General features: G+C 64.3%; 13 protein-coding genes. 6 read left to right on the top strand and 7 right to left on the bottom strand.

Going from position 1 to position 14,759, the window contains the following annotated elements; genetic code table 11:
- Nucleotides 1-45 precede the first annotated feature (45 nt).
- A complete protein-coding gene (locus AB6809_RS00405) occupies nucleotides 46-1,629 on the top strand; it encodes an ABC transporter substrate-binding protein (RefSeq protein ID WP_029970254.1) in 1,584 nt (527 codons plus the stop codon).
- An 86-nt stretch (nucleotides 1,630-1,715) separates the two neighbouring features.
- On the opposite strand, the gene AB6809_RS00400 is transcribed toward AB6809_RS00405, so the two are convergent.
- Together AB6809_RS00400 and AB6809_RS00395 are read right to left on the bottom strand one after the other, a co-directional pair.
- Entirely contained in the window at nucleotides 1,716-3,071 is a 1,356-nt protein-coding gene (locus AB6809_RS00400) for an LLM class flavin-dependent oxidoreductase (protein ID WP_029970255.1), read from the bottom strand.
- 116 nt (nucleotides 3,072-3,187) lie between these two features.
- Nucleotides 3,188-3,772 (bottom strand): uracil-DNA glycosylase family protein, encoded by a 585-nt coding sequence (locus tag AB6809_RS00395; protein ID WP_029970256.1) that lies wholly within the window; start codon nucleotides 3,770-3,772, stop codon nucleotides 3,188-3,190.
- 368 nt (nucleotides 3,773-4,140) lie between these two features.
- Here AB6809_RS00395 and AB6809_RS00390 point away from each other — a divergent pair, with 368 nt between their 5' ends.
- From AB6809_RS00390 to AB6809_RS00375, 4 genes are all read left to right on the top strand, one after another.
- Nucleotides 4,141-5,025, top strand: a complete 885-nt coding sequence (locus tag AB6809_RS00390; protein WP_029970257.1) for an oxidoreductase — start codon at nucleotides 4,141-4,143, stop codon at nucleotides 5,023-5,025.
- A 60-nt stretch (nucleotides 5,026-5,085) separates the two neighbouring features.
- The gene (locus AB6809_RS00385) at nucleotides 5,086-6,255 is read left to right on the top strand and encodes an MFS transporter (protein ID WP_029970258.1); all 1,170 of its coding nucleotides are present in this window, start codon (nucleotides 5,086-5,088) and stop codon (nucleotides 6,253-6,255) included.
- A gap of 348 nt (nucleotides 6,256-6,603) precedes the next feature.
- Nucleotides 6,604-7,062, top strand: coding sequence for a DUF3331 domain-containing protein (locus AB6809_RS00380; protein ID WP_029970259.1), 459 nt, complete (start codon nucleotides 6,604-6,606; stop codon nucleotides 7,060-7,062).
- A gap of 61 nt (nucleotides 7,063-7,123) precedes the next feature.
- The gene (locus tag AB6809_RS00375; protein WP_029970260.1) at nucleotides 7,124-8,560 is read left to right on the top strand and encodes an amidase family protein; all 1,437 of its coding nucleotides are present in this window, start codon (nucleotides 7,124-7,126) and stop codon (nucleotides 8,558-8,560) included.
- A gap of 68 nt (nucleotides 8,561-8,628) precedes the next feature.
- On the opposite strand, the gene AB6809_RS00370 is transcribed toward AB6809_RS00375, so the two are convergent.
- From AB6809_RS00370 to AB6809_RS00350, 5 genes are all read right to left on the bottom strand, one after another.
- Nucleotides 8,629-9,615 carry an anti-sigma factor gene (locus tag AB6809_RS00370; protein ID WP_081653048.1) on the bottom strand — a complete coding sequence of 329 codons (987 nt, stop codon included), beginning with the start codon at nucleotides 9,613-9,615 and terminating at the stop codon, nucleotides 8,629-8,631.
- A gap of 24 nt (nucleotides 9,616-9,639) precedes the next feature.
- Complete coding sequence (locus tag AB6809_RS00365; protein ID WP_006049781.1) at nucleotides 9,640-10,170, bottom strand: RNA polymerase sigma factor; 531 nt, start codon at nucleotides 10,168-10,170, stop codon at nucleotides 9,640-9,642.
- A gap of 344 nt (nucleotides 10,171-10,514) precedes the next feature.
- Nucleotides 10,515-11,984 carry a serine/threonine-protein kinase gene (locus tag AB6809_RS00360; protein ID WP_307259771.1) on the bottom strand — a complete coding sequence of 490 codons (1,470 nt, stop codon included), beginning with the start codon at nucleotides 11,982-11,984 and terminating at the stop codon, nucleotides 10,515-10,517.
- Nucleotides 11,981-12,901, bottom strand: a complete 921-nt coding sequence (locus tag AB6809_RS00355; protein ID WP_029970264.1) for a DUF3365 domain-containing protein — start codon at nucleotides 12,899-12,901, stop codon at nucleotides 11,981-11,983. The genes AB6809_RS00360 and AB6809_RS00355 overlap by 4 nt, the downstream gene beginning before the upstream one ends.
- The gene (locus AB6809_RS00350) at nucleotides 12,898-13,647 is read right to left on the bottom strand and encodes a hypothetical protein (protein ID WP_371025927.1); all 750 of its coding nucleotides are present in this window, start codon (nucleotides 13,645-13,647) and stop codon (nucleotides 12,898-12,900) included. Before AB6809_RS00350 ends, AB6809_RS00355 begins: the two co-directional genes overlap by 4 nt.
- Before the next feature lie 585 nt (nucleotides 13,648-14,232).
- Here AB6809_RS00350 and tssB point away from each other — a divergent pair.
- Nucleotides 14,233-14,754 carry a type VI secretion system contractile sheath small subunit gene (tssB, locus tag AB6809_RS00345; RefSeq protein WP_029970266.1) on the top strand — a complete coding sequence of 174 codons (522 nt, stop codon included), beginning with the start codon at nucleotides 14,233-14,235 and terminating at the stop codon, nucleotides 14,752-14,754.
- Nucleotides 14,755-14,759 lie beyond the last annotated feature (5 nt).

Here is a 14,759-nt window from a genome sequence, read left to right as displayed (position 1 = left end):
TCGCTGCGGCACGCCCTGTTTCGTGGTTCGCGCCTTGGCGTGTCGATGGTGCTAACCGGCGCGCTGCTGATGAACGGCGCTTCTGTCCACGCCGCGCCCACCGGCACACTCGTGTTCTGCTCCGAAGGCAGCCCCGCCGGCTTCGATCCGGGCCAGCATACGACCAGCACCGATTTCGACGCGAGCACCAATACCGTCTACAACGGACTCGTGCAGTTCCGCCGCGGCACGCTCGATCTCGAACCCGCGCTGGCGACGAGCTGGGATATTTCAGCGGATCAGCGCACGTACACGTTTCATCTGCGCGGCGGCGTGAAGTTTCATACGACCGCATGGTTTCGACCGACGCGCGACTTCAACGCCGACGACGTGCTGTTTACGTTTAACCGGATGCTGCATGCCGACGATCCGTTCCGCAAAGCATATCCAAGCAGCTTTCCGTATTTCAGCGACTTGGGCTTCGACAGGAACATCGAGAGCATAGAGAAGGTCGATGCTCTGACCGTGCGCTTTCGGCTCAAGGAGCCGGACGTGATTTTCGTGCGCAATCTCGCGATGAGCTTCGCGTCGATTCTGTCGGCGGAATATGCGGACAAGCTGAGCGCGGCGCATCGCGAGGCGGACATCAATCAGTTGCCGGTCGGAACCGGGCCGTTCGTGTTCCGCTCGTACCAGAAGGACGCGCTGATCCGTTACGACGCCAATCCCTTCTACTGGCGCCCGGACGACGTCAAGCTCGCGCATCTGATCTTTGCGATCACGCCTGATCCGGCGGTACGCATGCAGAAGCTGGCAAGCGGCGAATGTCAGGTGTCCGTGTTTCCACGTCCCGCCGATCTCGAGGTTGTGAAGCGAAACGCCGCGCTTACCGCAGTTTCGGGCGTCGGCTTCAATGTGGGCTTCGTCGCCTACAACACGCAACATGCGCCGCTCAATCGCGTGGAAGTGCGCCGCGCACTCGATATGGCCATCGACAAACCCGCGATCATTCAATCGGTGTTCTCGGGCAATGCAACCATCGCGTCGAACCCGATGCCGCCCGCGCAATGGTCGTACAACAAGCAGTTGAAGGACGCACCTTACGATCCCGCAAAAGCCAAAGCGCTGCTTGCGCAGGCGGGCTTTCCGAACGGCTTCGAGATTTCGCTATGGGCGATGCCGGTGCAGCGTCCCTACAATCCGAATGCGCAATTGATGGCGCAACTGATCCAGCAGGACTGGGCGAAGATCGGCGTGCGCGCGAAGATCGTGAGCTACGAGTGGGGCGAATATAACCGCCGCGCGAAGCAGGGCGGCGAACACGATGCGATGCTCTACGGCTGGTCAGGCGACAACGGCGATCCCGACAACTGGCTCGGCACGTTGCTCGGGTGCGATGCGGTGCACGGCAGCAACGTGTCCAAGTGGTGCGATCCGGCGTTCAACGCGTTGATCGACAAGGCGCGCGCAGCCGCGAACGTCGACGAGCGCACGGCGCTTTATCAGCAGGCGCAGGTCATCTTCAAGCAGCAGGTGCCTTATACGCCGATTGCGCATTCCATCGTCTCTCTGCCTGTGTCGAAGCGTGTGAAGGGGATGGTGTTTTCGCCGCTCGGCAGTCATCGCTTCGAAGGCGTGTGGCTGGAGTGATTGCGTCTACGTTACGGCGAGTGCGGGACGACGATGCGATGGCATCGCATCGCATCGCATCGCATCGCTCCGGCGGTCGGCTCGAACTACGCCGTTGCGGCCGCTTCACGCCGCAACAGATGGCGGCTGAACGGACGCGGCAGCGCGAAGTGGTCGCGCAGCGTACGTCCTTCGTAATCGGTGCGGAAAATGCCGCGTTGCTGCAGCAGCGGAACCACGCCGTCGGTGAAGTCTTGAAGCCCGCCCGGCAGAACATCCGGCATCAGATTGAAGCCGTCGGCGGCGCCGCCTTTGAACCAGTGCTCGATGTCGTCGGCGATCTGTTCCGGCGTGCCGACGACGACACGATGTCCGCCGCCGCCCGCCAGCGCGCGAATCAATTGACGCGCCGTGTAGCCATGCGTGCGCGCCTGCGCGAGCGTGGCGTGGAAGAACGTGTGATTACCATTGCCGCCGCCGGGCAATGCGAGATCGTCGGGCAGGCGTTCGTCGAGTTTCAGGCGCTCGACGCCAATGCCCAGTATGCCGGCCAGTCGCGTGAGGCTATAGGTCCACGGAATCAGATCGATCAGTTCATCGCGACGGCGCAAAGCCTCGGCTTCGGTTGCGCCGATGATCGTCGTAAGCCCCGGCAGCACGCGAATCGCATCGCTGCCGCGGCCCCATGCTGCCGCTCGCGATTTCAGTTCGCGTGCGTAGGCGGCGGCTTCGTCGAATGATTGAGATGCGGAGAACACGGCTTCGGCATGGCGGGCCGCGAGTTCGCGACCGTCGGCCGAGCCGCCGGCCTGGATCAGCACGGGATGACCCTGTTCGCTGCGCGGCAGATTGAACGGGCCGTCGACACTGAAGTATTTGCCGCGATGCTCGATGCGGTGCACCTTCGCCGTATCGATGAAGCGGCCGCTCGCCTTGTCGCCGATAAAGGCGTCGTCTTCCCAGCTATCCCACAGCGCCTTCACGACCTCGGTGAATTCGGCCGCGCGCTCGTAACGTTGCGCGTGGTCGGGCACGGCCTCGCGCCCAAAGTTGCGCGCCGAGCCGAGATCGGCGGTCGTCACGATGTTCCAGCCGGCGCGGCCCGCGCTGAGCTGATCGAGCGTGGCGAAGCGGCGCGCGATATTGTACGGCTCGTTATAACTCGTCGACGCCGTGCCGATGATGCCGATATGCGTGGTGGCCGCGGCAATGGCGGCGAGCAGCACGGTCGGCTCGAGTGCGGTGATCGGGCGGAAGTCGATCTGATCTGCAATCGACGCGTTATCCGCGAGAAACACCGCATCGAACTTCGCGGCTTCGGCGAGCTGCGCGACGCGAATGTAGTGAGCGACATCGACGAACGCGCGCGGATCGGCATCGCGCGTACGCCATGCGGAAGGGACAAAACCGGAGTGGAGGATGTTGACGTTCAGATGAAGCTGGCGAGGCGGATCGGTTCTCATGGTCGTGTCGAATGCGGGACAAGTCAGCAACGAACGTGCTGACCGATTCGATCATTGTCGATGAGCGCGGCGGTCGCGACCACGAAGGAATTGTGGCATCGATATGTATGAGGGGACTAAGCGGGCGACGTCAGCGCCATTGACACGCGCGCTCGCAACGCGGGCAAAACATCGGCTTCGAACCAGGGATTGCGCTTGAACCATGCGATGTTGCGCGGCGACGGATGCGGCAGCGGCATGACGCGCGGCCCGTATTCCTGCCACCGGGTGAGCGTGTCCGTCAAGGTTGGCCCCCGTGCGTCACCGAGTCCGAATTGTTGCGCGTATTGTCCGACCAGCAGTGTGAGCCTGACCGCACCGAGGTGTTGGAGCAACTCCTGGTGCCACCGGGGCGCGCACTCTGGCCGTGGCGGCAAATCACCGCTGCGGCCGCGGCCTGGATAGCAGAACCCCACGGGAACGATGGCAAATTTCGAATCGTCGTAGAAGGTGGCGTCGTCGACGCCAAGCCATGCGCGCAGGCGCGTGCCGCTCGCATCGCTCCAGGGTATCCCCGACGCGTGCACCCGTGCACCGGGCGCCTGACCCACGATGAGAATGCGCGCCTGTGCCGACGCGGCCAGTACCGGCCGCGGTGCATGGGGCAGCTTCGATGCGCAAAGCGTGCAACTGCGAATGTCGCTTAGCAGCTTATCGAGCATGATGATTCCGTAGTTGTTTGCCGGGGGCACGGCGCTGTCGGAACGAACCGACTTGTTCGACGTGGCCGCACAGTCTTATGCCCTCCAAGAGACTGCGCCGTGGGTGGTAACGGCCGGATAGCTTAGCATCTGCTCGCAATCGACTACTGCGATCCCGCCGACAAAGCCTGTCGAACCCGCACCGCTTCACGCCTCGCCCGGGCCGCGATACATTCCGATACCTCGCCGACACACGTGGGATACATAGCGCGCTTCTAATCGCTGCATGGCGCCGGGCGCGAGCGTTGTCAGCTCGCCTGAAGGACATTGAACACGTGTCGTCAGAGTCCCGTCGATAGATCAATTGCAAACGATAAGGAAGCTCGCAAATGACTGGCGACAAAGTGTGGTTTATCACCGGCTGTTCCGTGGGGCTGGGGCGCGAGCTTGCCGAAGCCGTGCTCGCGAGCGGTCATCGGCTCACCGCTACGGCGCGGGACACGGCACGGCTGCGGGCTCTGGCCGACAGGTACGGGGATCGCGTTCGCGTGATCGCGCTGGACGTGACCGACCCGGTCGCGGCGCGGGACGCGGTCAGTCTCGCCGTCGAGCAGTTCGGCCGTCTGGACGTGCTTGTGAACAACGCGGGCTACGCCGACCTGGCTTCAATCGAAGACGCGACCGATCAGGCGCTGCGCGAACAGATGGACGTCAACTTCTTCGGTGTTTGCAATCTCAGCCGCGCAGCGTTGCCGGTGATGCGCAAGCAGCGCGCCGGTCACATCATGCAGATTTCGTCTGTCGGCGGACGCGTCGGAGGACCGGGGCTCGCGGCCTATCAGGCGGCGAAGTGGGCGGTAGGCGGCTTCTCGGAAGTGCTCGCCAAAGAGGTCCGCGACTTCGGCATCAAGGTCACGGTGATCGAGCCAGGGTCGATGCGAACGAACTGGGCCGGTTCGTCGATGACGATTCCCGAGATCAGCGAAGCCTACCAGCCGGTCATCGGTCCGGTGGCGGAGCGCCTGCGCCGCAGTGACGGCAATCAGCCGGGCGACCCGGCGCGCATTGCCCAGGTGCTGCTCAATATCGCCGAAGTGCCGGCGCCGCCGTTGCGCCTGCTGGTCGGCAGCGACGCGGTAGCGGTAGCCGCCGATGCCGCGAGGTTTCGCGCCCAGGAGGACGCCGAATGGCGCGCGGTCAGCGAATCCGTTGCATACCCGCCTGCTGACACTGCACACGTCGCGCAAGCCACGCAAGCCGGCGGCGCGGATTGATACGGCCGCGATCCGCCGGACCGCTTCACGTCGTCGTTCATCTCCGATACTGATTTCGCCATGCGCCCATTCAGCGCCTTCTTCGTGCTCATCGGCACCTTGCTCACGGCGAGCGGGTACGGGGCGACGTTTTTCCTGTCGATGCATTTCCGGTCTCTCGGGGGCAACGATCTGGATACCGGACTCGCGCTGGCGGAAGCCACGGTTGGCACACTGGTAGGCGTGCTCGTGGTGGGCCGGTTCGCCCGGCGTATCGGCAGCGCGCGCACCACCGCGCTAGCGGCCCTGTGCATTGGCCTCGGCGTGATCGGCTTTGCTGCGGTCGACCGGATGAGCGCACCTGGCATTCTCCCCGGCTTTCTCGTGGGCTTCGGCTGGGGAGCGTTCTGTCTCGCCGCGCCCATGTCGTTGACGGAACGCACGAGCGACGCCGATCGCGGATTCTGGTTCATGCGCTTCGGTACGATCCAGATGGCGGGCATTGGCGGCTGTCCCGCCGTGGCCGCAATGGCGATCCGTTCGTGGCACTGGCCGCTCACCAGCGTGTTCTACGTGGTCGGCGGCTTATGCGCGGTCGCCGCGCTGATGCTCGAAGCGTTCGGGCGGGTATCGCCGCACCGGGACGAAGCGCCGGTGCAGCAGGACTGGCTGCGCGAGTCGGGTGCTGTCTGGCGAACGCGCGCCGCGTATCCGATCGTGATGATTTCGCTGTGCGCGTGCGTCTTTTCGGGGTCGATGACGTTTCAGATGTCCATCATTCGCGGCACGCATGCGCAAGCCGGCACGTTCTTCAGCCTCTATGCGGTGACGGTCGTCGTTGCGCGATGGCTGCTCACGCGCGTCGTAGTCAGGCTATATCACGGAGTCGCGACCAGGCTTCTGCTGGCGATCATGGTGCTCGGCACCGCGGCCATGTTCGTCGTGCCGTACCAGCCGGCTTTTCATTCGATAAGCGCAGTACTGCTGGGCATCGGCTACGGGCTCGTCTATCCGACCATCCAGGCGCAGGCCGTGAACGACTGCGCGGCGACGCACCGGCAGCCCGCGCTCACATGGTTCGTCGTGGCGTACTTCATCGGCACGTTCGGTTTCCCGGCGGTGGCAAGCTGGGTGCTCGTTCATATAGGCACGCCCGCGTTGATCGCATTGATGGCGGCCTGCGGTGTCGGCGCGCTTGTCCTCGCGGTCATGCGGGACAGGCACGCGATTGCGCCGTTGTCCAATGCGTGACGGAGCTCGGCTTGCTCGTGGTGCGCCGCGACTTCTGCTGTAGCTCATTGGTATGCCGCATGAAGCGACCGTCGCTGACGATGGCCGCAAGCGTTCGATGGGCCGGATACATTTCGATACGTCGCCGAAACACCGCCGATACATTGCGCAGTTCAAATTGAAACACCCCTGATTCGCAACGGCGCAACGGCGCAGCGGCGCAACGAAAGGCGTCGCAGTCGCTGCGGCGATGCAGGTGCGCGGCGTCACGTCGATGAGCAGCAAACCGACGCTGCGCGAGCAAGGCGGCGTTAAGCACGAGCTTTTGCTCTTCCCACTACGAACATACCGGCTTCCGGAGATCAGTCGATGAGAGTGCTATCCGACGACGACATCGTGGTTCGCACATTGCTGAATGTCCTCGATCCTTCCGCGGAACAACTGGACGCCTGCGCGCGGAAGAAGCCCGTGCCGCTCAAGCGGTGCCGAATAGGCACGCGTTCGCCGATGGCCGACGCATCCCACCATCGCGCGAGCCGGCCGGCCCGGATTGCGGTAGTGGAATGGTTGTCGCCGGCGACCATCAGCGTATCGTGGAGCGACTCGTGCACCGGGCGCTACGCCGAGCAGATATGGTGCAGCGGACTCGCGCGGGTCGGTTCCGTATGCGCGCTGACAGGCCGCGCAGTCAGACGCGGCGACCGGATATTCCGCCCGCGTATCCGGCAGATGCGGGTGCCCGGCAATCGCGATCAGGTGATCCTCGCGGAGGCGATCGGACAGCGCACCGATCTGCCAATAGAAGGCGCTGCCGGCTGGCCGTTTTGAACCGCTACACGTGCGACTGGATGCATGCCTGCATACGGTTGGCATCGACACTGGAGGCTACATGAGTGAACTATGGCAATTGTCCGCAACTGAACTGGCAAAGCGGGTGAGAACGCGTGAAGTGTCCGCTCGCGAAGCGGCGCAGTCCGCGCTTCTACGTCTCGATGCGGTCAATCCGCTCATCAACGCGGTCGTGGCGCACCGGCCCGACTGGGTGCTGGAGCAGGCAGACAGCGTCGACCGCGCGATTGCTCGCGGTGAAGATCCGGGGCCGCTGGCGGGCGTGCCTGTCACGACCAAGATCAATACCGACCACGCGGGTTTCGCCACCACCAACGGCACGCGTTTGCAGGAAAACCTGGTGGCCGAGGTGAATAGTCCCGCTGTCGATAATCTGCAAAAGGCCGGCGCCGTGCTGCTCGGCCGCAGCAATTCGCCGACTTTCGCTCTGCGCTGGTTCACCTCCAACCAGATTCATGGACGCACGCTCAATCCGCGCGACCCATCGCTCACGCCGGGCGGGTCGTCGGGCGGCGGAGCAGCGGCAGTCACCGCGGGTATCGGGCAGATTGCGGTCGGCACGGATATCGGCGGCTCGATACGCTATCCGGCCTACGCATGCGGCATCCACGGACTCAGGCCGACGTTCGGACGCGTGCCCGCGTTCAACGCGTCGTCGCCCGAACGCCCGATCGGTGCGCAATTGATGTCGGCCACGGGTCCGATGGCGCGCACGGTGGCGGATCTTCGCCTCGGCCTCGTTGCACTGGCCGCGCCCGACTTGCGCGATCCCTGGTATCTGCCGATGCCGCTCGAAGGACGCGCGGTGCCGTTGCGTGCCGCGCTTTGCCTGCGTCCGGGCGGCCTGCAGATCGTCAAGGAAGTCGAGCACGCGTTGCTGGATGCGGCCCAACGCCTTCGCGACGCAGGCTGGCGCGTCGACGAGATCGACGACACACCGTCGATGCGCGAAGCCGCGCAATTGCAGGAACGTCTGTGGCTCGGCGACGGTTTCGAGGCGCTGGCCGACTCGGTGGCGCGCGACGGCGACCCCGGCGCGCAAGCGGTGGTGAACGCGGCGCGCCTGAAAGTGAAAGACCTGCCGGCCGACGTAATCAGCCGGTCGCTGGTGCGCCGCACGAGCTTGCTACGTGAATGGCGGCTGTTTCTCGATCAGTATGCGGTCGTGCTGATGCCGGTGTCGGCGGAGCTTCCGTTCCCGGACGATCTCGATCAGCAAGGCGCGGCGGGCTTCGACCGCGTATGGGAAGCGCAACTCACAATGCGTGCGCTGCCTGCGATGGGTTTGCCGGGTCTTGCCGTCACGACGCAACTGGTGAACGGCGTGCCGGTGGGTGTGCAGATCGTGGCCGCGCATTACCGCGAGGACTTGTGTCTGCTCGCGGGTGAAGCGATCGAAGCACGCGGCACACCGCTCTCTCCGGTTATGCCGGTCACTCCGCTTACGTCGCTTACGCCGCTTACGCCGCGCGTCTGAGCCGGCATCGCAGGGCTTGCATGAAGCGCACAGGCGGCGGTTGCCGGCTGTGCGAGCGTATGCGTCGGTTAGCTTACCGGTGCCTGATACGCTGCCAGCGCCTGACCGAGAATCTCGCCGGCCCTGCTTTGTGCAATGTGCCGGCCGATTGCCGCGAGGTCGGTGTCGCCGGAGGTGGCGATCAACGCGTAGCTCTGCTTCGCCTGTCTCCAGGTCACCACCTGCATCGTGTTGACGTCCTGCTGCGCGAGCGCCGCATCCGGCTTGTCATCTCTCATCACGCATAGCGAAACCGGCAAGCCTTTCTCCGGCAGGTAGACGATCTGCACCAACGGCTTGTCGTTAAAGCGCAGCCGTTGCACGCGCTTGAACGTCAGTCCGAGCGAACGCAGGTCCGGCACGTGGATCGACAGTCCGTCGTCGCGGCGAATGTCTTCGACGATGTGCGCAAGGCCGGTAATCGGCAAGTCGGACGCAACGGTTTCCCGCGTATAGAGCCGTTGATAATTGACCGCTGCGATGATCCACGGCGATACGCCTGCCGGCATAGCCTGCTGTGAAAGCGTTTGCCCCACACCGCCGGGCGCGCTGCTTCCCGCGAGGCGCAGCACGACGGCGCCACAGAACGCACCGGTCACGAATGCGAGCGCGGCCAACGGAACCGCGGCGCGAATGCGTGCGCGCACCGGCCGGGCCCACTGAATACCTGTGTCGGAGCCTGAAGCCCCGGACGGCCCGCGCATACGCAAGGACCACGGGCTGCGGCCGCTCGCGCGCGAAGCCCACGCCGCGGCACGATCGTTCCTGCCCACGGCTCTCATGCCAGGAGCCGGCGTTTGCGCTTCTATCAACTGCGCAACGTTGCGCGTGAGGCTTTCCGGAACCGGTGGCAGTTGCTGATGCTGAAAGGCCCGCCGATACGGCAACGCCGACGCCCTGAGCAATGCGACGCGTTCGGCGACATCGGCCGAGACGACGATTGTGCGTTCGACTTCCTTGCGCTCGCGCGGCTGCAAATTGCCGTCGACGTACGCCATGAGCAGGATGTCGTCCATAGTCAAGCCCCCTGGTCTCTGCTATTACTCATTACTCGCGCGAGCCACGCTTTTTTGTTTTTCGCTGAACAGGGCCCCGATGGTTTGCCGGGCCCGCGAGAGGCGGCTCATGACGGTCCCGATAGGGACGCCCAGGGTTTGAGCCGCTTCCTGATAGCTGAGGCCCTCGACCGCTACCAGCAGCATCACCACGCGTTGCGCGTCGGGCAGCCGCTGCACGGCTTCGACAATCTGTCCGTCCATCGCGTGTTGTTCAGGCGTGCGCGCGGCGGGGTCGGCGACTGTTTCGAGAAATTCGTCATCCCAATCCATGCCCGAGCGACTGCGCACGCTGCGCGCACGCAACTCGTTTATCCATGTGGACTGCACGATCGAAAACATCCAGCTAAGCGGCGCGGTGTCCGGCTGAAGCTGATGCGCGCGTTCGAGCGCCCGCACGCAGGCGCGCTGCACGAGGTCTTCGGCGTCGTGCCGGTCGCCCGAAATGCGCAGCGCGAATGTCCACAGGCGTGGAAGCATCGACGGAAGCAGCGCGGACAGATCTGCCGCGGTCATCGAATCGGTCCATCGCCGGATGTCATGCGGCCGCCGTCCGCCGGCGCAGGCGTACGCGCGATCTGTTCACGCAGGCACGCGACCTTCGTTCGCACCGCGGGTCGCGGCCGCGCCGCACTGCGTTTCGATTCCTGCGTGCCGCATGCTGCCGGCTGCGATGTCTGGTCTGTTTCCATGGAACGATGCGGATTCGCTGGCTAGTCGACATCACATAAACACGCGTAGCGGGTGATCTATTCCATCGCGGCAAGCGATGCAGGATGACAAGGACTGAACACGCGTGCTCTAGCCGTTTGCGCGCGAACGTGATTTCGAACGCCAACGCCAATGCCCACGCCGCCCGTTCACGGCCCGCAAGCGTTAGCAAGCCGCTCGCTCAGCGCACGAAGAAACGCGGATCTGTCGACGGTGGCGGGAAGTGCATCGGCGAGCCGGTTGTGAAAGGTCGCGGTGTCGGCGCCCAGCGCAGCCCGCTGCGCGACGATGCGGGCGACGGGCCCAATATGCGTTGCAAGCTGCCGTGCGGCTGCTTCGATATGCGCGGCATCGGGCACGCGTGCCTGGGTGGAAGTGCCGCGTGCCGCAGGTTGAATACTCTCGCTCACCGGCCGCGAAGACGCGCCTCCCTGCCCGGCAGTATGCCGTTGCAACAGCGTGTCGAATTGATGACGTGTCGCTTCGTCGGGAAGATGACGCGCGAGTTGTGCCGCCAGCATGCGCGGGTTCGTTGCGTGTGCCACCGCCCGCCGCACGAGCAGCGACGCAACCGGTCCAACGTGGTGCGCGAGCCGCTCTTCGAGCTGCGCCAGCAATTCCGGAGGCCAGACGACAGAATCGGCGGATACGGCGTGAGCCGTAGCGGTGGCGGCCCCTGGTGAAAGCGGTGGTGCAAGCGCCGCGCGATTCACCGGCGCCGCGACCACCGTCTCGTCCGGATCGCGTTCTGCCGCGAGCGTATCCAGCAGGCTCAGCAACTCCGCGCGCCAGCTTTGCGCGGACAGGTAGCGTGCCTCGGGCTCTTTTGCAAGCGCCTTACGCACCATCGCATCGAGCGAGGCGGGAAGGCCAGGCGTTTCGCTCGACGGCGCGGGCGGCATGCCGTTCAACACCTGTTGCATGACAGCCGCCGATGAGCCGGCGAACGGGCACTTGCCGGTCAGCATCTCGTGCAGCACGACGCCCGCGGAAAACAGATCGCTGCGTGCGTCGATCGGTGCGCCCGTGTACTGCTCGGGCGACATATACGCAGGCGTGCCGATCATCATGCCCATCTGCGTCAGACGGCCCGTGTCGAGTTGCGCGATGCCGAAGTCGGCGATCTTGCATTCGCCACGCGGCGCGATCAGCAGATTGGCGGGCTTGATGTCGCGATGGATCACGCCAGCCTCGTGCGCATACGCCAGCGCGTCCAGCAACTGCGCGAACCAAGCGAGCGTGCGCACGAGCGGCAATCTCGTGCCATGCAGGGCCTCTTTCGCGAGCCGCGCGGCGAGCGTTTCTCCTCGCACATATTCGAGTGCGATAAACGGGACGCCGTCGGCCTCGCCATAGTCGAACACACCGACGATATGCGGGTGCACGAGCCGCCCGGCCGCGCGCGCCTCGTTGATAAAGCGCGCGGGCAGTTCCGCATCGGCCGCGCTGCTCCCTTGCTGCGAGTCGCGCAGCAACTCGGGGTTGATCGTCTTGAGTGCGACTTGCCGCTGGATATGCGGGTCGGTGGCGAGATAAACGGTGCCCATCGCGCCGCGGCCAAGCACGCCATCGACCAGATAACGGCCGATCTGCCGCGGCGCTCCGCTCGTCGCGGTCATGGTTGCAAGCCGTGCGGCACGGTTGCGGCCGCACCGGTCTCGTCGAGTATCTCGAAGGCCGTCACGAGACTGGTGCGCATTCTTCCGAACGACACCGCGAGCGAAGCGATCTCGTCGCTACCGCGTGTGGGTAAGTCCACTTCGCCGAGTTTGCCGAGGCTGACTTCGTCGGCGGCACGCGAGAGAGCCTGCAGGCGCCGCGTGACGAGCACATGCACCATCACGTTCAGGACTACCAGCACGACCGCGAACACGACGCTCAGGGCGGTCATGAAGCTGCGCCACAGCGCCCGGCCGCGCGCGATCGATTCCGACATCGGCACCGACACGAACTCTGCGCCGATCACGTCGTTCATGGTCCAGCCAAAACCGTTCGCCGGCCCGTACTTGTCGAGCATGGTGCGCGGCGCCGCCGACGGCGTGCTGTGACACTGCATGCAGGCGGCGTCCGTGATCCGGCTGGGGCGCGCCAGAAACAGCAGATGTTCGCCGCCGGGAGTGCGCCGCTCGCCAGTCACCTCTTTCAACGCGGGCTTGTCGTGCAGATGCGCAATCACTTCGGTTTCCCAATCGGTCGGGCGATCGCGTAGGTTGGTCGGATTGAGCATCGTCGAACGATACGAGAAGTTCGGGAACGCGCCCTGCAACGTATTTAGCATTTCAATCGCGGAGAACGCGGGCACGGACTCGGGCACGAACGAATACTGAATCTGTGTCGAGAGTAACGGCGTGATGTGCTGAGCCGTGTAATTCTGCATCGCCTCGGCGGCGCTCATCAGCACATTGGCGTCGTGCCGGGTTTCGTCGAGCGACTGCTGCTGCAGCACATGATTTGCGACGATGCCCGCCGCGCTCAGTCCAATCGCGAAGATTGCGATGAACACGAGATTGAACTTGATGGCGAGTGACAGCTTCATGGTCGAGCCCATACGGATGAGTAGGACGAGTAGGCAGAAACGGGAGCGGCTGTGCCGGCCCTCCACGCAGGTCGCGGACGTGGCTGCAGGAGCGGCCGCCAGTCCGGCAGCTCGTGCAGGTGTTGGCGGATGTCGCGGCGGAACGCCGGATCTGACAGGCGTGCGCCAAAGCGTTGAGTAAAGCGCGTGGCCGGGTCTGTTCGCACCGCAAGCGCGCTGCCGAGCCAGTCGGACACGTCAGCGTAGGTCACGGGGCGCGAGCCGGCTGCCGATGGGCTCGCCGGGCGAGACGCGGCCGGCTCGGGTCGCAGCGGCAGCGGGCGCAGCGCGTCGCGGAACGCGAGTGGCATCGCGGCGACGAATGCGGGGTCAAGGCGTGCCGAAACGATAACGCCTGCGTTGGCTTTCGAAAGCCGCGCGAACTGATGAGTTGATATCGCCGTCTGCGCCGGCTTGTCATGCGGCTTGCCGAGCGTGACCAGTTGTGCGGACCCGCTTTCGCAGAACACAGCGTGCGCGTCGTCGCCGGCATAAGCCGGCGTGGACGCGGCAATCACGAGCGCGCTGGGGTCGGCCGGCGTGACACGCATACGCTCAGTCTCAACGACAGGCACCGCGCAATTGACCGCGGCGCAAACATGCTGCACCTTCAGCCAGCCGCGTAGCAGCGCGACATGGCCATCGCGCGCGAGCAACACCCGAGTGTCACTTCCCATCGCAAGCACATTGCCCGTTTCGTCCTGCATCTGAACGATGCCATTGGAATCGGGCGGCGTTTCGACGATATCGTCTGGCGCGAGCCGTTGGCCTGAGCCGGCCCGATACACAGTGCTTTCGTGGATCGTCGTCACCGGTGCGCCGGTTTGCACGATCGTCCAGCCGGCGTGCGCATACGGTGCGAGCGCGAGCAGGCAGAGGGGTAAGAGCCGCATCGGTGCAATCACAATTGGGCGCAAGCGTGTGGGATCTTCGGAAGATGTCATTGCGTGCCGTGTACTGAAGCCACTGTTCGATAACCACTGTTGCTGACTGAACAGCCGGCTGCCCGGATTTATTCCGGCACGTCACGACGAATGTCGCGGCGTCGCGCGCTCGCGTGGGTTCCCGCGAATTTTCAAAGCAATCATTCGAGCGACGGAATATTCACGCCGGCCCAGATGTTCTGGTTGCGGAATGCGGTTGCGTCGATGGACGAAAGCTCTAGCAGATCGATTCACAAATCACGGAATAGATCGCGAGTCTGCGCTGTTGTGTGAGCGTGGACGACGGCCGGGCATCAGCACCCGGCTCATTCGAATCCCGAACCTGAATGCATCCAGAGGAACGAGCGTATGGCAACGAGACAGAGCAGTCAGAAATTCATTGCGCGAAATCGTGCGCCGCGCGTACAGATCGAATATGACGTCGAGCTGTACGGTGCGCAGAAGAAAGTGCAGATACCGTTTGTGATGGGCGTGATGTCGGACCTCTCCGGCGCGAACAGCGGCGATCTTCCGCCGATAGAAGAGCGCAAGGCACTGGAGGTGGATGTCGATAACTTCGACAACCGCATGCAGTCGATGAAGCCGCGAGTGAACTTCAACGTTCCCAATACGCTGACCGGCGAAGGCAATCTCGAAGTGGACATGACGTTCGAAAGCATGGACGACTTTTCGCCCGCGGCAGTCGCGCGCAAGGTCGATGCGCTCGCCAGGCTACTGCAGGCACGCACGCAACTGGCGAACCTGGGCACTTATCTCGACGGCAAGGCCGGCGCGGAAAAACTGATTGCCGAGGCGCTCAAGGACCCTGCGCTGCTGCAATCGCTAAGCGCCAGTCCGAAGCCCGTTGACACCGAACCCGGACAGGAGTGAGCGCG

Origin of the sequence: Paraburkholderia sp. RCC_158, from assembly GCF_041355255.1 — a bacterium.
Lineage (GTDB): Bacteria > Pseudomonadota > Gammaproteobacteria > Burkholderiales > Burkholderiaceae > Paraburkholderia > Paraburkholderia graminis.
This window is presented reverse-complemented; position numbering and strand designations above follow the sequence as displayed.